This is a genomic window from Streptomyces sp. NPDC002076 (assembly GCF_053593835.1).
Map to the genome: position 1 here is coordinate 127,091 of NZ_JBSFDI010000013.1, position 21,792 is coordinate 148,882.

The 21,792-nt window shown below is 71.1% G+C and carries 22 protein-coding genes; 10 read left to right on the forward strand and 12 right to left on the reverse strand.

Annotation, left to right across the window (positions count from 1 at the left end; genetic code table 11):
* Positions 1-9: 9 nt before the first annotated feature.
* The 3 genes from ACWCQS_RS26645 to ACWCQS_RS26655 all read left to right on the forward strand — a co-directional run bounded on the left by ACWCQS_RS26645 (position 10) and on the right by ACWCQS_RS26655 (position 2,396).
* Positions 10-897, forward strand: a complete 888-nt coding sequence (locus ACWCQS_RS26645; protein ID WP_451006783.1) for an ECF transporter S component — start codon at positions 10-12, stop codon at positions 895-897.
* A gap of 285 nt (positions 898-1,182) precedes the next feature.
* On the forward strand, positions 1,183-1,596 hold the full coding sequence (locus ACWCQS_RS26650) for an aggregation-promoting factor C-terminal-like domain-containing protein (protein ID WP_451006784.1): 414 nt from the start codon (positions 1,183-1,185) through the stop codon (positions 1,594-1,596).
* Between the two features lie 101 nt (positions 1,597-1,697).
* Positions 1,698-2,396: a YoaK family protein gene (locus ACWCQS_RS26655; RefSeq protein ID WP_451006785.1), complete on the forward strand. Its 699-nt coding sequence runs from the start codon at positions 1,698-1,700 to the stop codon at positions 2,394-2,396.
* An 84-nt stretch (positions 2,397-2,480) separates the two neighbouring features.
* On the opposite strand, the gene ACWCQS_RS26660 is transcribed toward ACWCQS_RS26655, so the two are convergent.
* On the reverse strand, positions 2,481-3,716 hold the full coding sequence (locus ACWCQS_RS26660; RefSeq protein ID WP_451006786.1) for a cytochrome P450: 1,236 nt from the start codon (positions 3,714-3,716) through the stop codon (positions 2,481-2,483).
* Positions 3,717-3,985: 269 nt separating this feature from the next.
* On the opposite strand from ACWCQS_RS26660, the gene ACWCQS_RS26665 reads away from it, so the two are divergent.
* The gene (locus ACWCQS_RS26665) at positions 3,986-5,155 is read left to right on the forward strand and encodes a steroid 3-ketoacyl-CoA thiolase (protein ID WP_450980921.1); all 1,170 of its coding nucleotides are present in this window, start codon (positions 3,986-3,988) and stop codon (positions 5,153-5,155) included.
* Here the strand turns inward: ACWCQS_RS26665 and ACWCQS_RS26670 are convergent.
* Positions 5,139-5,396 (reverse strand): DUF397 domain-containing protein, encoded by a 258-nt coding sequence (locus ACWCQS_RS26670; protein WP_451006787.1) that lies wholly within the window; start codon positions 5,394-5,396, stop codon positions 5,139-5,141. The genes ACWCQS_RS26665 and ACWCQS_RS26670 overlap by 17 nt on opposite strands.
* A complete protein-coding gene (locus ACWCQS_RS26675) occupies positions 5,377-6,204 on the reverse strand; it encodes a helix-turn-helix domain-containing protein (protein ID WP_451006788.1) in 828 nt (275 codons plus the stop codon). Before ACWCQS_RS26675 ends, ACWCQS_RS26670 begins: the two co-directional genes overlap by 20 nt.
* 108 nt (positions 6,205-6,312) lie before the next feature.
* Between ACWCQS_RS26675 and ACWCQS_RS26680 the strand changes: the two genes are divergently transcribed.
* The gene (locus tag ACWCQS_RS26680; RefSeq protein ID WP_451006918.1) at positions 6,313-6,705 is read left to right on the forward strand and encodes an ATP-binding protein; all 393 of its coding nucleotides are present in this window, start codon (positions 6,313-6,315) and stop codon (positions 6,703-6,705) included.
* 782 nt (positions 6,706-7,487) lie between these two features.
* Here ACWCQS_RS26680 and ACWCQS_RS26685 read toward each other — a convergent pair.
* Positions 7,488-9,524 carry a bifunctional glycosyltransferase 87/phosphatase PAP2 family protein gene (locus ACWCQS_RS26685; RefSeq protein WP_451006789.1) on the reverse strand — a complete coding sequence of 679 codons (2,037 nt, stop codon included), beginning with the start codon at positions 9,522-9,524 and terminating at the stop codon, positions 7,488-7,490.
* A 389-nt stretch (positions 9,525-9,913) separates the two neighbouring features.
* Here ACWCQS_RS26685 and proP point away from each other — a divergent pair, with 389 nt between their 5' ends.
* Together proP and ACWCQS_RS26695 are read left to right on the forward strand one after the other, a co-directional pair.
* Positions 9,914-11,290 (forward strand): glycine betaine/L-proline transporter ProP, encoded by a 1,377-nt coding sequence (proP, locus tag ACWCQS_RS26690; RefSeq protein ID WP_451006790.1) that lies wholly within the window; start codon positions 9,914-9,916, stop codon positions 11,288-11,290.
* Between the two features lie 170 nt (positions 11,291-11,460).
* A complete protein-coding gene (locus ACWCQS_RS26695; RefSeq protein ID WP_451006791.1) occupies positions 11,461-12,132 on the forward strand; it encodes an O-methyltransferase in 672 nt (223 codons plus the stop codon).
* Positions 12,133-12,150: 18 nt separating this feature from the next.
* Here the strand turns inward: ACWCQS_RS26695 and ACWCQS_RS26700 are convergent, their stop codons facing one another.
* On the reverse strand, positions 12,151-12,543 hold the full coding sequence (locus ACWCQS_RS26700; protein WP_451006792.1) for a hypothetical protein: 393 nt from the start codon (positions 12,541-12,543) through the stop codon (positions 12,151-12,153).
* Positions 12,544-12,646: 103 nt separating this feature from the next.
* Here ACWCQS_RS26700 and ACWCQS_RS26705 point away from each other — a divergent pair, with 103 nt between their 5' ends.
* A complete protein-coding gene (locus ACWCQS_RS26705) occupies positions 12,647-13,081 on the forward strand; it encodes a DnaJ family domain-containing protein (RefSeq protein ID WP_451006793.1) in 435 nt (144 codons plus the stop codon).
* Here the strand turns inward: ACWCQS_RS26705 and ACWCQS_RS26710 are convergent.
* The 4 genes from ACWCQS_RS26710 to ACWCQS_RS26725 form a co-directional block, all read right to left on the reverse strand.
* On the reverse strand, positions 13,070-14,008 hold the full coding sequence (locus ACWCQS_RS26710) for a hypothetical protein (RefSeq protein ID WP_451006794.1): 939 nt from the start codon (positions 14,006-14,008) through the stop codon (positions 13,070-13,072). The two genes, ACWCQS_RS26705 and ACWCQS_RS26710, sit on opposite strands and share 12 nt — an antisense overlap.
* A 269-nt stretch (positions 14,009-14,277) precedes the next feature.
* Positions 14,278-14,886 carry a hypothetical protein gene (locus tag ACWCQS_RS26715; protein WP_451006795.1) on the reverse strand — a complete coding sequence of 203 codons (609 nt, stop codon included), beginning with the start codon at positions 14,884-14,886 and terminating at the stop codon, positions 14,278-14,280.
* Positions 14,887-14,962: 76 nt separating this feature from the next.
* Positions 14,963-15,379 (reverse strand): nuclear transport factor 2 family protein, encoded by a 417-nt coding sequence (locus tag ACWCQS_RS26720; RefSeq protein ID WP_451006796.1) that lies wholly within the window; start codon positions 15,377-15,379, stop codon positions 14,963-14,965.
* Between the two features lie 49 nt (positions 15,380-15,428).
* Positions 15,429-16,151, reverse strand: a complete 723-nt coding sequence (locus ACWCQS_RS26725) for a helix-turn-helix transcriptional regulator (RefSeq protein ID WP_451006797.1) — start codon at positions 16,149-16,151, stop codon at positions 15,429-15,431.
* Positions 16,152-16,202: 51 nt separating this feature from the next.
* On the opposite strand from ACWCQS_RS26725, the gene ACWCQS_RS26730 reads away from it, so the two are divergent.
* Positions 16,203-16,709 carry a GNAT family N-acetyltransferase gene (locus tag ACWCQS_RS26730; RefSeq protein ID WP_451006798.1) on the forward strand — a complete coding sequence of 169 codons (507 nt, stop codon included), beginning with the start codon at positions 16,203-16,205 and terminating at the stop codon, positions 16,707-16,709.
* On the opposite strand, the gene ACWCQS_RS26735 is transcribed toward ACWCQS_RS26730, so the two are convergent.
* Positions 16,702-18,741: a DHA2 family efflux MFS transporter permease subunit gene (locus ACWCQS_RS26735; protein ID WP_451006799.1), complete on the reverse strand. Its 2,040-nt coding sequence runs from the start codon at positions 18,739-18,741 to the stop codon at positions 16,702-16,704. The genes ACWCQS_RS26730 and ACWCQS_RS26735 overlap by 8 nt on opposite strands.
* Before the next feature lie 148 nt (positions 18,742-18,889).
* Here ACWCQS_RS26735 and ACWCQS_RS26740 point away from each other — a divergent pair, with 148 nt between their 5' ends.
* Positions 18,890-19,810, forward strand: a complete 921-nt coding sequence (locus ACWCQS_RS26740) for a peptidoglycan-binding domain-containing protein (protein ID WP_451006800.1) — start codon at positions 18,890-18,892, stop codon at positions 19,808-19,810.
* 19 nt (positions 19,811-19,829) lie between these two features.
* On the opposite strand, the gene ACWCQS_RS26745 is transcribed toward ACWCQS_RS26740, so the two are convergent.
* Positions 19,830-20,498: an HAD family hydrolase gene (locus ACWCQS_RS26745; protein ID WP_451006801.1), complete on the reverse strand. Its 669-nt coding sequence runs from the start codon at positions 20,496-20,498 to the stop codon at positions 19,830-19,832.
* 479 nt (positions 20,499-20,977) lie between these two features.
* On the reverse strand, positions 20,978-21,559 hold the full coding sequence (locus ACWCQS_RS26750; RefSeq protein ID WP_451006802.1) for a TMEM165/GDT1 family protein: 582 nt from the start codon (positions 21,557-21,559) through the stop codon (positions 20,978-20,980).
* Positions 21,560-21,792: the final 233 nt, after the last annotated feature.

Sequence of the window (21,792 nt, forward strand, 5' to 3'; positions counted from 1 at the left end):
ACGAGCCCGATGAGCCCCCTGCGCCCCGCGCGCCTCCACGCCATCCGTCTCGGGCCCCGCTCGCTCGCCGCACTCGCCCTGGTCGGCGCGGTCGGTGTGGTCGCCTTCGGCTGGCCCTTCCTCGCTCCGCCCACCTCGCAGCTGAGCGCCCACGCCCAGGACGCGCCCTGGCTCTTCGCGGGACTGCTCATCCTCCTGGTCTCGGTCGTGGCAGCGACGATCTCGGAGTCGGATCTCGGACCCAAGGCCGTGGCCATGCTGGGCGTGCTGGCCGCGACGGGGGCCGCGCTGCGGCCGATCGGCGCGGGCACGGCGGGGATCGAGCCGATGTTCTTCCTGATGGTGCTCAGCGGCCGGGTACTGGGCCCCGGCTTCGGCTTCACGCTGGGCTCGGTGACGATGTTCGCGTCCGCCCTGCTCACCGGCGGGGTGGGACCGTGGCTGCCGTTCCAGATGCTGTCGATGGGGTGGTTCACGATGGGCGCGGGGCTGCTCCCGGGCCCGGTCCGGCTGCGCGGCCGGACCGAACTGCTGCTCCTCGCGGTCTACGGCTTCCTCGCCGCCTTCGCCTACGGCACGGTCATGAACCTGGCCGGCTGGCCGTTCATGGGAGCCGCCGCCTCGGACATCTCCTTCGACGCCCATGCCTCCGTCCCCGCCAACCTGGCCCGTTTCGTGGCCTACTGCCTGGCCACCTCGCTCGGCTGGGACCTGGGCCGGGCCCTGTGCACGGTGGCGCTGACCCTCGTCCTCGGCCCGGCCGTGCTGCGCGCGCTGCGCCGGGCCACTCGGCGGGCCGCCTTCGAGACAGCGGTCACATTCGACGGCCCGGAGCGCTCACCTGGCGGATCCGGCGCTTCACCCAGCGCGAGCAAGACCGTGAAGCACCCCACATGACGCAGGTCACCTACGACTCGGGGCCGTAGTACCAAATGTCCGATACGCCCCTTCGGGCACCCTCGCTGACCTGCGCTTTGCGACCCACGTCACAGAGTCGACGTTTACCGCCCATCCGGCCACAACTAGTAAAAGGGGTCATTGCGGACGACTTTCCGGGCTGCTTCTCTGGACGACGTCGCCAGGCGCCACAAGCCCACCGGGCCGAGGCGCCGACGCATGCGGCCACATCGCGTGGCCCGTCCCATGCGGGCGACCCCCTGTCCCCGACGCAAGAGGTACTCCGTGTCCGTCTCCTTCATCCGCCGCATCGCTTCCCCGAAGAAGGCCCTCACCGTTGCCGCCGTGGCCGCCGCCACCGCCGGCATGGCACTGTCCGCGGCGCCCGCCCAGGCCGCCTCGAACTCGGCCTCCTCCGCTCAGGCGATCGCGCACAAGATGATCCCGGACGCCGCGCAGTTCAACGCGTTCAACAAGATCGTCTCGCATGAGAGCGGTTGGAACCCGTCGGCCACCAACAGCTCCTCCGGCGCCTACGGCCTGGTCCAGGCCCTGCCGGGGTCCAAGATGGCCTCCGCCGGTTCCGACTGGAAGACCAACCCGGCCACCCAGATCAAGTGGGGCCTGGACTACATGAAGTCCCGCTACGGCAGCCCCGTGAAGGCCTGGAAGTTCTGGCAGGCCAACGGCTGGTACTGAGCCACCCGCGACGCGGCAAAGAGCCGCTGAAGGCGGCGGCCCCCGATCCCCGGGCCGTCGCCTTCGGCGTTTCCGCAGTCCCCACGTGGTCAACTGGGGCGGTGAGCGCAGCGGAAGAAGCATCGGCGCACGAGACGTACGACCCGGAGGCGCACGGGCTCCGGCTGGTGATCGTGCTGCTGATCCTGACCGTGGTGAGCGGTCTGATCGACGCCGTCAGCTATCTGGGGCTGGGCCGGGTCTTCACCGCCAACATGACCGGCAACGTGGTCGTCCTCGGCTTCGCGGCGGCCGGCGCGCCCGGCTTCTCCGTGCCGCACACGGCGACCTCGCTGGGGTGTTTCCTGCTGGGCGCGGTGACCGGCGGCCGGCTGGCGGCCCGTGTCGGCAAGGGGCCACGCCGTACCTGGACCCGCCTCACCCTGGCGGCCGAAGCGGTCCTGGTGGCCCTGTCGGCGGCGGTCGCCTTCGCCTGGCCGCACGCCACCGGCACGGTCTACGCCCTGATCGCCCTCACCGGGTACGCAATGGGCCTGCGCAACGCGACCGTCCGCAAACTGGGCATCGCCGATCTCACCACCACCGTGCTGACCATGACCCTGACCGGCCTGGCCTCCGAGTCCCGCCTCGGCGACGCCACTGGCCACCGCTCACCACGCCGTACGGCCTCGGTGATCGCCATGCTCGTCGGCGCCTGCCTCGGCGCGTGGCTGGTGCTGCATCACGGCCTGGGCATCCCGCTGCTGATCGCGGCGGTGGCGTCGGGCGTGCTGGCGGTGGTGGCGTCCGGCCGGGAGTGACTGAGCCGACCTCGGGGGAGGCAGGAACGGGGCGTTGGGGTAGGGGTGCTCCTGCCTCCCTCGGGGTGGGCCGACCCGCGCGGGTCAGCCGGTGGTGACCTGGAGTTCCTTGACCCCGTTGATCCAGGCCGAGCGCAGCCGCCGGGGCGCCTCGGCCGGGCGCAGGCCGGGCATCGCGTCGGCGATGGCGTTGAAGATCAGGTCGATCTCCAGGATCGCCAGGGACTTGCCCAGGCAGTAGTGGGGTCCGCCACCGCCGAAGCCGAGGTGCGGGTTGGGGTCGCGGGTGATGTCGAAGGCGTCGGGGTCGGTGAAGACCTCGGGGTCGTGGTTGGCGGAGGCGTAGAACAGCCCGACCCGGTCCCCCTTCTTGATCTGCACCCCACCCAGTTCCGTGTCCTGCGTGGCCGTCCGCTGGAAGGCGTTGACCGGCGTCGCCCAGCGCACGATCTCCTCGGCCGTCGTCCCGGGCCGCTCCCGCTTGAACAGCTCCCACTGCTCGGGATGGGTGAGGAAGGCGTGCATGCCGTGAGTGATCGCGTTCCGGGTGGTCTCGTTCCCGGCCACCGCCAGCATCAGCACGAAGAAGCCGAACTCGTCGGAGTTCAGGTTGCCCTCGTCCTCCGCCGCGACAAGCGTCGTGACGATGTCCCGGGCGGGGCACTTCTTCCGCTCGGCGGCCATGTTCATGGCGTAGGCGATGATCTCGGTGGCCGACTCCGCGCCGACCTCCTCGGTGATGGCGTACTCGGGATCGTCGTAGGCGATCATCTTGTTGGACCAGTCGAAGATCTTGGACCGGTCCTCCTGGGGCACGCCGATCAGCTCGGCGATGGCCTGCAGGGGCAGTTCGCAGGCGACCTCGGTGACGAAGTCGAAGGGGCCGGAGCGGGCGCGGGCACTCGCGACGATCGCCTCGGCGCGCGCCCGGAGCCGGTCCTCCAGGGCGCGGATGGAACGTGGCGTGAAGCCGCGCTGCACGATCTGCCGCACCCGCGTATGTTCCGGAGGATCCATGTTGAGCAGGATCAGCCGCTGCGCGTCGATCGCGTCGCGCTCGATGTGCTCGTTGAAGCGGATGATCGCGGTGTTGACGGTGGAGGAGAAGAGCTCCGGGTGCGTGGAGACGTACTTGACGTCCGCGTGCCGGGTCACGGCCCAGTAGCCGTCGTCGGCGAAGCCCGCGAGGCCGTGCGGCTGCGGGATCCAGCGGACCGGCTCGGTGCGGCGCAGCTCGGCGAACTCCGGGAGGGGCACACGGTGGTGGAGCAGGTCGGGGTCGGTGAAGTCGAACCCGTCGGGCAGCGCGGGGCAGTGCATCGGCGACTCCCGTCGTCCGGTCTGAGTCCGTTGCGAGTCGGTTCCGAGTTGGTTCTGACGACCCATCAGCGGGTGCGGTGAAGGTAGTAACGGGTTCTACAAGTCGCAAGAGGTACGGCGACCCCAATCCGTGCGGAATTCGTGCAGATCGCGACTTCGGCACCTGCAAGACCCTTGCGGTGATGGACATCACGTCAGCAGACTGCTGGGCAGAACTAGAACGCGTACTAGTTCTGGTAGGAGAGCCCTCTCGGAGAGGACCCGCACCCATGGCCGCCGAACCCGTGATCGTCGAAGCCGTCCGCACCCCGATCGGCAAGCGCGGCGGCGCGCTCGCCAATCTGCACCCCGCCTATCTCCTGGGCGAGACCTACCGTGAACTCCTCGGCCGCACCGGCATCCCCGCCGACGCGGTCGAGCAGATCGTCGGCGGCACCGTCACCCACGCCGGCGAACAGTCCATGAACCCAGCGCGCACGGCCTGGCTGACCATGGGGTTGCCCTACGAGACGGCCGCCACGACCGTCGACTGCCAGTGCGGCTCCTCCCAGCAGGCCTCGCACATGGTGGCCAACATGGTCGCCGGGGGCGTCATCGACGTCGGGATCAGCTGCGGCGTCGAGGCGATGAGCCGGGTCCCGCTGGGGTCGGGTTCGAAGCACGGCCCCGGCAAGCCGTTCCCGGACGAGTGGAACGTGGACCTGCCGAACCAGTTCGAGGCGGCCGAGCGCATCGCCCGCCACCGGGGGCTGACGAGGGAGAACGTCGACGCGCTGGGACTTCGCTCCCAGGAGCGGGCGGCGCTGGCCTGGGCGGAGGAACGCTTCAAGCGCGAGACGTTCGCGGTCCAGGTCCCGACCACCGAGGAGGAGCAGCACGCCGGTCAGGGCATGTGGCGGCTGGTCGACAAGGACGAGGGACTGCGCGACACGTCCATGGAGGCGCTGGCGAGGTTGAAGCCGGTGATGCCGACGGCCGTCCATACGGCGGGCAACTCGTCGCAGATCTCGGACGGCGCGGCGGCCATCATGTGGGCGTCGAAGCGGATGGCTCGGGCACTGAAGCTGAAGCCCCGGGCGCGGATCGTCGCCCAGGCGCTGGTCGGCGCCAACCCGCACTTCCACCTGGACGGCCCGATCGACGCGACGCGCGCGGTGCTGGGCAAGGCGGGGATGTCCCTGAAGGACATCGACCTCGTGGAGATCAACGAGGCGTTCGCGTCGGTGGTGTTGAGCTGGGCCCAGGTCTTCGAACAGGACCTGGACAAGGTCAACGTGAATGGCGGTGCGATTGCTTTGGGTCACCCGGTGGGGGCGACAGGCGCCCGCCTGATCACCACCGCCCTGCACGAACTGGAGCGCGCGGACAAGGAGTTCGCGCTGGTGACCATGTGCGCGGGCGGTGGGCTGGCCACGGGGACGATCATTCAGCGGCTGTAGCGGCCCAGTTCACGAAGGTGGTGAAGGCGGCGGGGTCGAGGGTGAGGATCGGTCCCGCCGGGGTCTTTGAGTCGCGGATGGCGACAGTGGCTCCCGCCAGTTCGGCGACCTCGATGCATTCGCCGCCCTGGTCGCCGCTGTACGACGACTTACGCCATGCGAGCGGGCCGAGCGGCGCGCATTCGACGCAATCGCCGCCCTGGTCGCTGCTGTAGCTGGACTTACGCCACTTGCTCCCCATAGCGGTCCTCCATCACCCGTCGGATCAGCCCCGCCGAGTCCTTGATAGAGAGCGCGGCGGCTCGTAGATGATCGTAACGGAGCGAGCAGTCCTTGACGGTGTCCGGGTTCGCGGACGGATGTCCGCTGCTGTAGCCCTCTGTATAGACGATGCTCGGGTCACCAACGAATCGGAAGACGGTGAACGAGCCTTGGAGTCCGGGGTGCGCACCGATGGAGTACGGGAGGATCTGCACGTTGATCCGGGGGTCGTCCTCCAGGGACAACAGGTGGGCCAGTTGCTCGCGCATGACCTCATGGCCGCCGATCTCCTGGTGCAACGCGGCCTCGCTGAGGACCATCCAGAAGACCGGCGGCTCCTCCTTCTCAAAGATGCGCTGGCGAGCGAGCCGAACAGCCACCCGATCCCCGAGGTTGTCCTGGTCCAGCACCCCGAGCACCGCACGTACATAGGACGGGGACTGAAGCAGACCGTGGATCACGTGGGTCTGAAACGTACAGATCTCCGTCGCCCGCACCTCCAGCTCAGCCACCTGCTGAAACCACGCCGGAAGTTGACTTCGCATGATCAGCGGATGCAACCGCGTCAGTAACCCGCCCGTGCACAGCGCCGCGTCCGCCCGCTGGCTGAAGTCGAGCGTCGGCAGCTTCCGGGCAGTCTCCACCTGGCCGACCATCGACCCCGTGTAGTTGATGATGTCCCCGAGCTGCTTCTGCGTGAGTCCCGCCGCCTCTCGGAAGCGGCGCAACTCGAAGCCGTAGTAGTCGAGCGGTGAGGCGCTCGGGTCGAGGGTGTTGATGTTCACCATGCCAAGTCCCCTCTCGGACCCGTTGTGTTCAAGCTGTAGCCGAGCGTAGTGATCCGAGGTCAGCCTCGTCCTGTGAACCTCAACATTCCCCACACCGCCCAGTACCGCATGAGCCTCACCGTCGGCGAGCACTCGGTCCGCCACATCCGCCGTATCGTCCGCTCGCTGCTGCACGAATGGGAGCTGACAGAACTGGTCTTCGCCGTGGAGCTGGGCATGAGCGAGCTGGTCACCAACGTCGTACGGCACGTACCGGACCGCCGCTGCACGGTACTGCTCGCGCGGCTGACAGCGGGCCTACGGGCCGAGGTGACCGACGGTTGCGCCCAACTCCCGTGCCAGGCAAGCGAAGTCGACCAGTACTCGGAGAGCGGGCGGGGTCTGGCTCTGCTCGATGCCGTGGTCGACAAGTGGGGCGTGTCAGCGGCCGGCGGCGACGGGAAGACGGTCTGGTTCGAGTGCGGGACCGAGGGTGTTTCCCCACCGCTGACTCAGAAGTGACCGTGGGGCCGCCCGCTTCTTTGGCCAGTGTCGTGCTTCCGCGAGGTGCGTCAAGGGCGCTACGCGTCGGCTCCGCCGATGGCCCTCCGGGCCACCCTTGACCCACCTCACTCCAGCACGGGGAAGAAGCGAGCGAGCAGCCCGGGAAAGTGGCCGCCTTGCCGGTATCGGGCCCTGCCGTCGGCTGCGTTCGCGCCCTGGACTGCGGGAGCGCGCTCGCGCCTCGCAAGCACGCCGGGCGGGCTCAGCGGCGAACGGCCGGTGGGAGTGGGGCGCCCTCACGCCTCACATGCACGCCGGGTCGGCATAGCGGCGAACGCCCGGCGGGTGGTGCGCCCTCGGCCGGTGGCGGCACGCCCGGTCGGCTCAGCGGCAAATGGCCAGCGGGTGGGGCACCCTCGGCCGGTGGCGGCATGCCGGGCGGGCTTGGCGGCTTGCGGATGGTGGGTGGTGGATAGAGGGCGGCGGTGGGTAGTCACATCTGTCCCATCGGTCACGCACCAGCAGTGATTGGCAGGTTTGTGCCACTCGAAGGGCATCCATGCTCCTCTGGCCTACGGGTCTGCATCCTGCAGGTGGCACAGATCTGCCAATCACCCCTCGGCCACCCAAGGTGGGGCTGGTGAGCCCGCCCGGCGTGCATGTGAGGGCGAGCGCGTCCCTCGCCGGCGGGGACTGGGCAGCGCCCTTGGGGACCGGCGCCGGTCGGGGCCACCGCTCTTTCGGGGCCGCTCGCTCGCTTCTTCCCCCCGACAATCGCGGAGAAGCGAGGGGCCGAACGGTCACATGCTGCCGACGCTCACCTTCTGTGCCTCCTGGGCGGCGCCCGCAACCGCCGTCACCGTCTTCGCCCTCGGGCCCTGGAACACGTACGACAGCCCGAAGCCCGCGCCCACCACCGCCGCGCCGCCCACCGCGTCCAGCACCCAGTGGTTGCCGGTGGCGACGATGGCCGAGACGGTGAAGAGGGGGTGCAGGAGACCCAGCGCCTTCATCCACCACCTCGGGGCGATGACCGCGATCACGACACCGCACCACAGGGCCCAGCCGAAGTGCAGCGAGGGCATCGCCGCGTACTGGTTGGTGAGCGCGGTCAGGGTGCCGTAGTCCGGCTTGGAGAAGTCCTGGACGCCGTGGACGGTGTCGATCACGCCGAGCCCGGGCATCAGGCGCGGCGGGGCCAGCGGGAAGAGCCAGAAGCCGATCAGGGCCAGGAAGGTGGCGAAGCCGAGGGAGGCCCGGGCCCAGCGGTAGTCGACGGGGCGGCGCCAGTAGAGGACGGCGAGGACCGTCAGGGGGACCACGAAGTGGAAGGACTCGTAGTAGAAGTCGAAGAAGCCCCGCAGCCAGCCGATCTTCACGACGGCGTGGTTGGCCCAGTGCTCGATGTCGATGTGCAGGAAGCGTTCGATGTCGAGCACGATGTGGCCGTGGTGCTCGGCCCTGACCCGGCCCCCCGAGATGGTGCCGCCGGTCGCTGCCAGGCGTACCTGCTGGTAGGCGGCGTACACGACCCGGATCAGCAGCAGTTCCAGCAGCAGGTTGGGGCGGGTGAGGACCCGGCGCAGGAACGGCGCCAGGGGGACGTGGCGGAAGCGGGGCGCTACCGGACGCGCGTACTCCGCGGGGATCGGTCGCTGGTAGTGGGGGGACGTCCGGGACACGAAGGGTACGGCCGTGGCGGCGGCCAGTGCCGCGAGCAGGACGAGGTTGTCGCGCAGCGGGTGCATCACCGCCATGTTCGGCAGCAGCATCTTCGCCGGCAGGGTCGTCACCAGGACCATCGCGACCGGCCAGACGTACCGGTCGGAGGCCCGTCTGCCGACCCGGCCGACCATCGCGAGCAGCACCCACAGCAACTGGTGCTGCCAGGCGGTGGGAGAGACGGCGACGACCGCGCAGCCGGTGACGGCCACCGCGAGCAGCAGTTGGCCGTCGTGCGCGTAGTGGACGGCGCGGCGCAGGGCCAGCGCGGTGACGGCGGCGCTCAGCGCCAGGAAGAGGGTGATCTCCAGCGGGCCGGTCAGGCCCAGACGGAGCAGGGCGCCGTGCAGGGACTGGTTGCCGAGGGCGTCGGCCTTGCCGCCGAGGCCCGTCCCGGCCATGTGGTGCACCCAGTACGTGTATGAATCGTGCGGCAGCGCCGCCCAGGCGAGCGCGGTGCAGGCGGCGAAGGTGCCGGCCGTGGCGGCGGTGGCCCGGCGGCGGCCGGTGAACCACAGCAGCGGGGCGAACAGCAGCATGGTCGGCTGCAGGGCGGCGGCCAGGCCTATGCACAGGCCGCTCTCGCGTTCGCTGCGCACGGTGAAGCAGCCGAGCAGGACGAGCAGGACCGGGATGATGCTGGTCTGGCCGAGCCACAGGGCGTTGCGGACCGGCAGCGACAGCATGAGCAGGCTGATCGCGACCGGCGCGGCCAGCAGGGAGGTGCGGCGGCCGACCGGCTGGGGCAGCGCACGGGCGGCCACCAGGCCGAGGGCGACGACCAGCAGCAGGGTGCCGAAGGTCCAGCCCCAGCCGAGGGCGGCCTGCGCGGAGCGCGTGAGGGGTTTGAGGACCAGGCCGCCGAAGGGGGTGCCGGTGAACCGGGTCGAGTCGTAGATCGAGCCCTTCACATGCAGCACTCCGTGCGGGCCGACCCAGGTCTCCAGGTCGGTCAGCCGCTCGCCGCTCGGCGTGGTGAGGACGACGGCCAGCTGCCGTACCGCGAGGGTCGCGGCCACCGCCCACAGGGCGAGCCGGGCCGCGAGCAACCGGGCTTCCGCCGGTGCCCTGCCGAAGGTGTCCGCCGGTCGCCCGCTGTGCTCCACGTTCGCCACGCCTCGTCGGCCTCCCGCCCCGTACGGTCCCGGCGCCGGTCACGCCGGGTTGCTCTGAGAACCCTATGAGGGTCCCAGCCCCCCGGAGAAGGACGCCGGAAACCCGGGATTCACCTGACGTCCGTTCTCCTTTTGTCCGGAAGACGATAGTCGGCAGCACGGCCGGTTCCCCGGCCGAGGCGCGAGAAGGATCACAGCGCGGGACCGTAATGCCTGATCGTGAGCGGGCAGACGTACCTGCATACGCACCATTTAGCTGCACACTGCAGCTAAATGCGTACAGCACGTAAGGGGCGCAGGCCCTCCTATGGTCGGTTTCCGGCCCGTTCCCGGCAGCGTCGCCGTACGGACCGCGCCCTGTCCCCGTCGAAAGGTAGGCGAGCCCCGTTTTGGCGACCGCCGCAGCAGTCTCCCCGTCCCTCCCGAAGACCCGGCGGGCCGGCACGGCCCGTGACGTCACCGTCACCGACCCCGCGCTCGTCAAGCGCGCCGTGAAGGCGGCCGCGCTCGGCAACGCGATGGAGTGGTTCGACTTCGGTGTCTACAGCTACATCGCGGTCACCCTGGGCAAGGTCTTCTTCCCGTCCGGCAACCCGACCGCGCAGTTGCTGTCGACCTTCGGCGCCTTCGCGGCGGCCTTTCTGGTCCGGCCGCTCGGTGGCATGGTCTTCGGTCCGCTGGGCGACCGCGTGGGCCGCCAGAAGGTCCTCGCCGTCACGATGATCATGATGGCGGCGGGCACGTTCGCGATCGGTCTGATCCCGTCGTACGCCTCGATCGGCGTGGGCGCGCCGCTGCTTCTGCTGGCCGCCCGGCTGGTGCAGGGCTTCTCCACCGGTGGTGAGTACGCCGGCGCGTCGACCTTCATCGCCGAGTACGCCCCCGACAAGAAGCGCGGCTACTTCGGCAGCTGGCTGGAGTTCGGCACGCTGGCGGGCTACATCGGCGGCGCGGGTCTGGTGACGCTGATGACCGCGCTGCTGTCCTCGCACGACCTGGTGTCGTGGGGCTGGCGGATCCCGTTCCTGATCGCGGGCCCGATGGGCATCATCGGCCTGTATATGCGGATGCGTCTTGAGGAGACCCCGGCGTTCGCGGCCGAGGTGGCGAAGGCGGAGGCCGCCCGGCCGAAGGTGCCGCTGCGTGAGATGGTCGCGGGCCAGTGGAAGGCGCTGCTGCTGTGCATGGGTCTGGTGCTGGTCTTCAACGTCACCGACTACATGCTGCTGTCGTACATGCCGAGCTACCTCACCAGTGAGCTGAAGTACGACGAGACGCACGGGCTGCTGGTCGTGCTGGGCGTGATGGCGCTGATGATGATCGTGCAGCCGTTCGCGGGCGCGCTGACCGACCGGGTCGGCCGGCGTCCGGTGATCGCGGCGGGCTGCGCGGGCTTCCTGTTCCTGTCGATCCCCGCGCTGCTGCTGATCCGCGAGGGCAGTCTGCTGGCGGTGGGGCTGGGCATGGCTGCGCTGGGTCTGCTGCTGGTGTGCTTCACGGCGGCCATGCCGGCCGCGCTGCCCGCTCTCTTCCCGACGCGGGTGCGGTACGGGTCGCTGTCCATCGGGTTCAACGTGTCCGTGTCCCTGTTCGGCGGGACGACTCCGCTGGTCGTGACCGCGCTGATCGGGGCGACCGGGAACATGATGATGCCCGCGTACTACATGATGGCCGCGGCCGTGGTGGGCGGATTCGCGGTGTGGCGGATGTCCGAGTCCGCGGGGCGGCCGCTGCCGGGTTCCGCCCCGGCGGTGGAGGGTCGCTGAGCGCCGCAGGGGTGCGGGTCGGGTGCTCCTGCCGGTCGCGGCCGCCGGTGCTCTGATCGTCGTACGGCGCTCCCGGTGGCCGGGAATCCGTCGGTGATCACGCCGTCGGCGCCCCTCGGCTGAGACGATGTCGGTGGGAAGGGCAGGCACTCGGGAAAGGCAGCAGGAGCATGAGCGACTCCCAGCTCTGGGACGACGTCGACGACTACTTCACCAGCCGGCTCGCCCCTGATGACGAGGCGCTGCGGGCGGCCCTGCGGGAGAACGACGCAGCCGGTCTGCCGCAGATCGCCGTCACGGCGGCGCAGGGCAAGTTCCTCCAGCTGCTCGCCCAGGTGCAGGGCGCGCGGCACATCCTGGAGATCGGCACACTCGGCGGTTACAGCACGATCTGGCTGGCCCGGGCCCTGCCCGAGGACGGCAGGCTCGTGTCGCTGGAGTACAACGCCAAGCACGCCGAGGTGGCCACCCGGAACCTCGCCCGGGCCGGCCTGGACCGGATCGCGGAGGTGCGGGTGGGCCCGGCCCTGGAGTCGCTGCCCAAGCTCGCCGACGAGAACCCGGCCCCGTTCGACCTGGTGTTCATCGACGCCGACAAGGCCAACAACGCGCACTACGTGGAGTGGGCGCTGCGGCTCACCCGTACCGGCAGCCTGATCGTCGTGGACAACGTGGTGCGCGGCGGCCGGGTCGTCGACGAGCGGAACACCGAGCCCGACGTCGTGGGCACGCGCGCCGCGATCGAGCTGATCGCCACGCATCCGAGGCTGAGCGGCACGGCGATCCAGACGGTCGGCAGCAAGGGGTACGACGGCTTCGCGCTGGCCCGGGTACTGGACTGAGCCGCCGCCCGGGCGGGCTCAGACCTCGTGGTAGAAGCCGACGTTGACGCTGCGCGGTGCGGTGCGGTCCTGGACGACGATCTCGCCGGACGCGCCGTGCGGCAGCGCTACGGTCGCGCCGTAGCCGAGGGGCTGCGCGTACTCCCCCACCACCAGCCGCACTTCGGACGACGGCTCGGCCTGCGAGCCGCGCAGCCAGGTGAGTTGCCAGCCGCCGTCGGGGCCGCACTGGAACTCCAGGTGCACCCGGGAGACGAACAGCCAGTCCTCCGGGGTGACCAGCCGGCACATGGACGCGTCCCGGCCGACCCGGAGCACGGCGCCCGGCTCGCTCGGCGCGTCGGCCATCGTCATGCCGGCCGTGGCGCCCGCGTCGGCGCCGGAGACGGTGGCCATGGTGAGTTCGAGCACGCGCGTTTCCCCCTGTACGACCAGCGGTGTACGGCGGCCGGATCGCCGTATCCCCGCCGCATGATAAAACGCCCGGCGAGGCGGCGTCCGGCACAATGGGCTCATGACCGAGCGAAAGCCACCCGGGGTGCCGTTCGAGTCCTGGGTCGACAAGCAGATCCGCGACGCGCAGGGGCGCGGTGAGTTCGAGCGGCTGCCGGGCACGGGGGAGCCGCTGCCGGGCGAACTCGACTCCACCTATGACGAACTGTGGTGGATCAAGCGGAAGATGGCGCGCGAGGGCCTGTCCGTGCTGCCGCCCGCCCTCGCCCTGCGCAAGGAGGCCGAGGACGCGCTCGCGGCGGCCTACGCGGCGCCGTCCGAGCGGATCGCGCGGAAGATCATCGAGGACGTCAACGTCAAGATCAAGGACATGATGTTCAAGCCGCCGCCCGGTCCCCCGCTGGGGAAGAAGCCGTACGACGTCGAGGAGGTCGTACGCGAGTGGCGGCAGCGCAGGGCTGCCGCCGCACGTGAACGGGGTCCGTCAGAGGTGTAGCAGGCGCCCGGCCAGTTCCTGGTAGTCGCGCAGCGCCAGCCTGAGCTGCTCGGTGTCGGTGTCCGAGCCCGGTCCACGGTCCTCGGAGGCCTCCCAGGACCGCCGCAGCGTACGCCGCCGCCGCTCCACGGCCTCTTCGAACCGCCCCGCGATCTCCTCCAGCACGTGATCGGCCTGCTCGACCGCGCCCCGGGGCTCGTCCACGAACCCCGCGGCCAGCCGCCGCATCCGCTGCTCCCAGCGGTCCGTCTCGTCGTGGGACAGCAGCGGTGCGCCGGTGCCGGAGGGAGCGGGTGCCGTCTCACCGACGGAGGAGGCCCCGGGCGCCGGCGCGGACCCGCGTGCGCGGGCATCGGCCGGTGCCGTCGGCCATGCATCCGGTTCGGTGGACTCGGTGGTATGCGCATCCCGCGCGCTCACATCCCCGGGCGACGGAACGCCCAACCCGTCGTCCGGCATGGGGCTCTCGTAGGACATACCAACCTCGCCGGGCATCCGGCTCTCGCTTGGCATCCGGTCCTCGCGTGGCATGTTGTCCTCGCGTGGCATACGGCTCTCGTGCGACATTCCGGGCCCGCTCGGCATGCCACTCTCGCCGGACATCCCGCTCTCGCCCGGCATCCGGTCCTCGCGTGGCATCCCGGGCTCGCCCGGCATTCCAGGCTCACTCGGCATCCGGCTCCCGCGCGCCATCTCGCCCTCGCGTGACCTCTCGCTCTCACTCGACATGCCGCTCTCGCCCGACAGCCGCCCCTCGGCCGGCCGCCGACCCTCGCCTGGCATACGGCTCTCGTGCGGCGTGCCGGGCTCGATCGACGTGCCGCCCTCGCCGGGCATCGCCCTCTCGCCCGGCATGCTGCCCTCGCCCGGTAGCCACCCCTCGGCCGGGCGACGGCCCTCGCCGGCGATGCCGGCTGCGTCTGGCATTCGGCCTTCGGCCGGGGTGCCCGTTTCGGTTGGGTGGACGGGTGTGTCTTCCGGGGTGAGGTCGTCGGCTGTCAGGCCGTTTCTGCCGGGGCCGATCGAGCCGGGGAAGCGGGAAGGGGGCGCTGTCGGCGGTGGTTCGCCGGGGAGCCGTTCCTCTGGCAGGGGGTCTGTCGGAGTGTGTTGGCCCAGAGGCATGTCCTCCGGGGTCCAGTCCTCGTCCGGCGGTCGGCGGAAGCGGCCGGTGGGGCGCTCGTCGTCCGGCATGATGCTCAGTCCTTCTTCGCGTGGCTGGTCGCACGGTGGCGGCCGGTTTCCCGGGAGGGGTGGGTCAGGTCGTCGAAGAGGGCGCGGGCGTCGACCAGCGCCGTACGCATCTCCTCGGTCCCGGAGCCGGCCTCGGTCAGCCCGTGGCGCGCCCCGGCACGGGCCACCCGGTGCACCTGCCGATAGCCGTCGACGTGGTCGGCGTGGTGCACGGAGAGCGCGGCGAGCTGCTCCTCGTAACGCCCGCCGTTCGGGTAGCCGCGCGCGGCCGCGAGGTCCGCGAGCAGCTGGTCGGCCTCGGCCACCGCCTGCCGCGGCGAGGCGACGAAGTGTTCCTGTACGGCCGTCCAGCGGGCCGCGTAGTGCTCACGCCCGGCCGGATCCAGCGGCCGTTCCCGCAGGTCGCCGTGGCGTTCGACGCGCTCGGCCAGCTCCTGTTCGGCGGCCTTGGTGTCCCCGCCGTGCAGGGCGACGGTCCGCTCGTACTCGGGCCCGAAGCGCCGCTTCAGGCCGGGCCCGCCGTACCGCACGCGGCCGCGCAGAACCAGGGAGGTGACCGCGGCGATGACCACGGCCGCCACGATCACGATCACCACGATCATGCCTGTGGACATGGTTGCCTTCCGATCGGCCGGCCCCGCTGACCGGCTCCCCTTCCGGGTGACCCGGAAGGGGAGCCACAAACGGTGGTCAGTCCGCGAAACGGCGCAGTCCGGTCACCGAACGGACCGTGGTGATACGCCCGTCCGCCACCTCCAGCAGATCGATCCCGCTCTTCTGGGTGCCGTCAGGCAGGGTCACGTACCAGCAGCAGGCGGCCCGGCCCGACTCGCCGTCCACCACCGGTGTGCCGTCAACGGTGAAGCGCAGTCCGGGCTTCTCCCTGCGGAAGGCGGAGATCAAGCCGACGATCCCGTCGGGGCCGTACACCTCGTCGGTGACCGCGCCCCGCTCGGGCTCGTTGCCGAAGCGGATGCGGAAGCCGGGCGCGAGGAAGGCTTCCGGGTCACTGAAGTCGCCGTTCCACAGTGCGGTCCAGCGGTCGAAGAGGGCGATACCGGTCGCGGTGGTCAGCATGCGGTCACTGGTGTGCGAAGTCGTTGTCATGGCCTCAGCCTCCGCCCTGCCCGCGACAGCCCCCTGTCGGTGATTGACGTCACATCACGGTCGCCGCGTCGAGCGGTACGACGTCGGAGCCGAGCGTGTCGAGCGCGGCGAGGTCGACGGCGCGGTGCGGCGCCCGCTCGTCCAGGGCGGTCGCCGCGCGGACCCGGTCCAGCCGGAAGCCGCGCGGCGCGTCCCGCAGCCGGCACCAGGCCGCGAGATACCAGTGCTCCTCGCCGCCGAGGAAGCCGAGCGGTTCCACGTCCCGCGCGGTGACCCGGCCGGCGGCGTCGGCATACTCCAGCCGCAGCACCCGGCCCGCGGTCAGCGCCTCCCGCAGCGCACCGGGCACCACGGGACCGGCGGGCCGCTCCAGGCGGGCGACCGGGACGAGCAGCCGTATCCGCTCGGTCAGCTCGGCCGCCGCCCTGCGCTCCCGCTCCGGCATCACGGCGAGCACCTTGTGCAGCGCGCTGCGCGCGTCCGCCGCGAACGGCGTCCCGGCGAGCGCTTGCAGCCCGACGGCGAGGGCGGTCGCCTCGGCCGGGGTGATGGTCAGCGGCGGCAGTGTCCGCTCCTTGTCGAGCACGTACCCGCCGCTGCGGCCCGGCTCGGCGTGGATGGGCACCCCGGACTGCTGCAACGCGGCCAGGTCCCGCTCGATGGTGCGGACGCTGACCTCGAAGCGCCGGGCGAGCGCGCGGGCGCTGCGGGGGCGGGGAGCGGCGGCGCGCAGCTCCTCGACGAGGGCGTAGAGGCGGTCGGTGCGGTTCATGGCGGGCAGTCTCCGGAAAACCGCTGGGCGGCGCGGTGACGGCCGCCGACAATGGCCGCCATGACGTGGTCGATCACTCCGGAACCGTACGACTCCCCGGTCGCCGCCGCGCTGTGGCGGGCCTACTACACGGAGGTCAGCGACCGCTGGTATCTGCTGCACGAGGGCCGCCGGACCGACCCCGACGAGCTGGAACGGGAGATCGCGGCCGCGGCCGGTGCCGAACTCGCGCCACCTACCGGGCAGTTGCTCGTCGGGCGGTACGACGGTGAGCCGGCCGGCTGCGCGGGCGTACGGCTGCTGGAGCCGGACACGGCGGAACTGACCCGGGTGTTCGTGTACGAGGGGCTGCGCGGCAGGGGCGGCGCCCCGTTGCTGGTGGCCGCCGCCGAGGAGGCCGCCCGCGCCCTCGGCGCCCGGCGGCTGATCCTCGACACCCGCAGCGACCTGGTCGAGGCCCGCGCCCTGTACACCCGCCTCGGCTACACGGAGACCGGCCCGCACAACGACGACCTCTACGCCGAGCACTGGTTCCGCAAGGAGCTGGCGCTCAACTGACCCTGGCGCCGGTGGTGTCGTGCGGTCGTTCGCGCTCGGTGCCGCACATCTCTGCGGTGAGTTCCCTGACGAGCTTGGTCAGGTCGGTGGACCGGCCGGGTTTCCACCAGTCGCCGAGGAGTTCCGCGAGGGACTCCTCGCGGGCCTTGGCGAGCCGTTCGGCGACCTCGCGGCCGGTATTCGTCAGGTACAGGTCGAGGCCACGGCGTTCGCCCAGGTGCCGTTCCTCGACCTGGCGGCCGGCGGCGAGGACGGCCTCCAGCGGGACGGGGCTGCGTTCGGCGAGGACGCCCGGCTCGATCGAGCCGTACTTGCGGATGCGCAGCAGCATCCAGCTGGTGGCGGGCAGCAGGTCGTACCCGGCCCGTTCGGTGATCGTCCGGTAGACCTCGTGGCGGCCCTCGCGGGTGCCGAGCAGGGACAGGGCGCGGCAGCACTCGTCGTAGGAGGACCGCTCGACCGGGTTGGGCGGAATGGTCTCGGAGGCGTCCGGCGCGGTGACCGAGCCGCGCAGCCGGTCCTCCTTCAGGAACCAGGCCAGCAGGAAGCCGAGGAGGGCGACGGGGGCGGCGTAGAGGAAGACGTCGGTGATGGCGGACGCGTAGGCGTGCAGGGCCGCCGGGCGCAGGGTGGGCGGCAGGGCGGCGATGCCGCGCGGGTCGGACTTGAGGGCGTTCGCGGACGCGCCCGGGGGCAGGCTCACGCCCCGGAAGGCGGCGGCGAGTTTGTCGCCGAGGCGGCCGGCGAACACCGTGCCGAAGATCGCCACGCCGAAGGAGGCGCCGATGGAGCGGAAGAAGGTCGCGCCGGAGGTGGCGACGCCCAGGTCCTCGTACGACACCGCGTTCTGCACGATGAGCACCAGGACCTGCATGACCAGGCCGAGTCCGAGGCCGAACACGAAGAAGCAGGCGCTCATCCCGGCGGTCGGGCTGTGCTCGTCGAGCCGGTGCAGCAGGAGCAGGCCGATGGCGGTGACGGCGGTGCCGGTGACGGGGAACACCTTCCAGCGGCCGGTGCGGCTGACGATCTGCCCGGAGATCGTGGAGGACAGCAGCAGGCCGACGACCATGGGCAGCATGTACACGCCGGACAGGGTCGGCGAGATGCCGTGCACGACCTGGAGGAAGGTCGGCAGATAGGTCATCGCGCCGAACATGGCGAAACCCACGATGAAGCTGATGACGGCGGCGAGGCTGAAGGTGCGGATGCCGAACAGCTTCAGCGGCAGGACGGGTTCGGCGGCTCGCCGCTCGGCGGCGACGAACGCCACGGCGAGGAGGACGCCCAGCACGGCGAGCCCGATGATCTGTGCCGAGGCCCAGGGCCAGGTCGTGCCGCCGAGGGAGGCGACCAGGACCAGGCAGGTGGCGACGGAGGCGATCAGCAACGTGCCGAGGTAGTCGATGACATGGTGCTCGGTACGGCGCGGGATGTGCAGGGCGGTGGCGATCACGGCGAGCGCGACCACGCCGACGGGCAGGTTGACGTAGAACACCCAGCGCCAGCTCAGATGCTGGGTGAGCAGCCCGCCGAGCAGCGGTCCGAGCACACTGGTCGCGCCGAACACTGCCCCGAACAGCCCCTGGTAGCGGCCGCGTTCCCGGGGCGGCACGAGGTCGCCGACGATCGCCATCGACAGCACCATCAGCCCGCCGCCGCCCAGACCCTGCAGCGCCCGGAACCCGATCAGCTCGCCCATGTTCTGAGCCATGCCGCACAAGGCCGAGCCGATGAGGAAGATCACGATGGCCGTCTGGAACAGCCGTTTCCGGCCGTACTGGTCGCCGAGCTTGCCCCACAACGGGGTCGCGGCGGTCGAGGCCAGCAGATAGGCGGTGACCACCCAGGACAGGTGCTCCAGGCCGCCGAGATCGCTGACGATGGTGGGCAGCGCGGTCGACACGATCGTCTGGTCGAGCGCCGCGAGCAGCAGCCCGAGGAGCAAGGCACCGATCGAGACGAACACGTTGCCGGAGACGTGCTCGGCGGCCTTGATCTCCTGCTGCGTGGCGTGCGCGTCCAGGGCCATGGAGACCTCCTGGGGCTCAGGGGCTCGAGTGCACCTTCCATCGTGGTCGGAGTCACCCTTTATGGCCTGTTGAGTCCCGCGTTTCCGGCGACGGATGCGAAGAAGTTGCGCATAGGGTCTGTAGTTCGTGAGGGGAGGGGGCGAACGCATGAGTGCATCCGAGGGTCACAGCTGCCCGGAGTGCGGAGCGCCGAGGGGCCCGGACCTGAGCCCGTCCTGCGACTGCACCGAGCGCGCGGCGGAGGCCCTGCGCGAGACGCGGACGGCCGAGGCGGCAGCGGCGGAGGACTTCGATCCGCTGCGAATACGGCCGTATGTGCAGGTCGAGGCCGTCGAGACGACGCTGCCCCCGCGGCCGTCGGCGGAGTCACCGCCGAGCACGGCCGACCTGCGGATACAGCGCCCCGAAGAGGCGTGGGACCGTGCCGCGACCCGCGACTCCGCCGCGATCGATTCCGCGACGGCGCGGCAGCCGGACGACGGCCCGGCGCGGCCGAGCCGGCGCAGTGCTCGCCGTACCGTCCTGCTGTCCGTCGCGGGGGCGGTCATGGCGGCCGGGTTCGCGGGCGGGCTGCTCTCGTATCACACGCCGTCCCGGGACCGGGCGGCCCAGGAGGTCAGGCCGAGCGTCCCGGAGGTGAGCACACCGGGCCCGGCGTCCCCGACGGCGCGATCCGCCTCCCCCGCCGCGCCCCGCTCGCCGGCGCCGCCGCCCGCCGCTTCGGCGAGCCTTCCGAGCCCGCCGGTGACACGGACCACGTCACCGACACCGAGCCCGTCCACCACCACGACCCGCCCGGCCTCCCCCACCGCCTCCGCCACCGCGCGGGCCACCCCGGCCCTCGCTCCGGTGCTGCAACGCGGCGACCATGGCCCCGAGGTGACCGAACTCCAGGACCGGCTAAGGCAGTTGAACCTCTACGTCGGCCAGGTCAACGGCGTCTTCACCCGGCCTGTGGAGGACGCCGTACGCACCTACCAGCTGGCTCGCGGCATCCGGGGCGACGCCCTGGGGGTGTACGGGCCGACGACCAGGAAGAGCCTGGAGGCGGAGACGTCCGAGCCCTGAGAGCGGGCGGCGCGAGGCGTCAGCCGACGTGCAGCCGGATCGTGCCGTCGCCCGTCGCCTCGACCCGCACCCGCGTCAGATCCGGGACGACCACATCAGGTCCGTGCAGACCGGCGCGGGGCCCGACCCCCACCACCGTCATCCCCGCGGAGCGCCCCGCCGCGATCCCCGCGCCGGAGTCCTCGAAGACCACACAGCCCGCCGGATCCACGCCCAGCTCGGCGGCGCCCTTCAGAAACCCCTCGGGGTCGGGCTTGCTCGCGCCCACCGACTCGGCGGTGACCCGGACCTCCGGCAGCGGCAGCCCGGCCGCCTTCATGCGGGCGGTGGACAGCGGGACGTCGGCGGAGGTCACCAGGGCGTGCGGAAGCCCGCGCAGGGAGGCGAGGAAGGCGCTCGCGCCGGGGATCTCGACGACGCCGTCGGTGTCGGCGGTCTCCTCGGCGAGCATGCGGGCGTTGTCGGCGAGGTTCTGCTCCATGGGCCGGTCGGGCAGCAGTACGCCCATGGAGGCGTGCCCCTGCCGGCCGTGGACGACCTTCATCACCTCGTCGCCGTCCAGCCCGTGCCGCTCGGCCCAGCGGCGCCAGATGCGCTCGACGACGGCGTCCGAGTTGACGAGGGTGCCGTCCATGTCGAGCAGGAGGGCACGGGCGGTGAGGACGGTGGGCGTGGCGGTGGCCGTCATCGGCAGCTCCAGGAACGAAAAAGACCCCGAGGGGAGGGACAAGGCGGCCCCGCCCGCCGGTCAGGGGAAACGGGCGGGAGCCACTTTGTTCCTCCACGGTACAAAACCGTGGACGGTCCCGCCACCACGTCCGGAAAGGGTTCACCGACCGTTCAGCTCTGCCGGGGGTCACGACCGGCGGTTCACGGCCGGGGGTAAGGGCCGGCGGTTCATGGCCTGGGTCACGATCGGCCGTTCACGGGCCGGGGGCACGATCGGCCGTTCATGGCCTGGGGTCACGACCGACGATTCACGGCCGGGGCCACGACCGACGATTCACAGCCCAGGGCCACGACCGGCCGTTCACGGCCCGGGGGTCACGACCGGGGATTCATGGCCGGGGGGCACGACCGACGATTCATGGCCGGGCGTCATGGCCGAAGGTTCAGTGCCCGGGGTCACGACCGGCGGTTCATGGCCCGGGATTCATGGCCGGAGGTTCAGCCCGCCACCGCCTCGTACAGGCTCCACACGCCGAGGGCGAGCATCAGCAGTGCCGCGATCTGCGTGATCAGCCGCAGCGGAACCTTCTTCATCAGGGCCTTTCCGCCGACGATGCCGAGTCCGGCGACGGCCCACAGGCCCAGCACGGCGCCGAGCCCGACGGAGAGCGGGTCGTTGTAGCGGGCGGCGAGGTTGGCGGTCATGATCTGGGTGAGATCGCCGAACTCGGCGACGAAGATCAGCATGAAGCCCGTGCCCGCGACCCTCCAGAAGGACTGGTCGGCGGGCTTCTTGATCTCCTCCTCGTCCTCGTCCTTCTTCAGCAGCAGCACCGCGGCACCGGCGAGGAAGAGGACGCCGGTGAGGGCGTGCACGATCCGCTGGGGCAGCAGGGTCAGCACGCTGCCGGCCGCGACGGCCAGCACGACGTGCAGCAGGAAGGCGGCGGCGACACCGGCGAAGACGTAGCTCGCGCGGTAGCGGGTGCCGAGGACGAGACCGGCGAGCGCGGTCTTGTCGGGCAGTTCGGCGAGGAAGATGACGCCGAAGACGAGCGCCGTCACGGTGATGCTGATCAAGGTCCCTCAATCGGTCGGGGCTGCCCCACCGAGAGTGTGGTGCGTCACGCGATGACACCTCGGCAGGGCAGCACACTCGGCGTCCGTGTCGCGGGGACACGGACGTGCACTGCTTGCCGAAGGTCTCGCTGGCGGTCCTCGAAAGACTCGAAAGATCCGCCTCCGGGCGCCGGCTCAGGCTCGCTGAGCAGTATGTCGACGGTCCGGCGAAGAGCTACTCCCCTTCTGCGCTC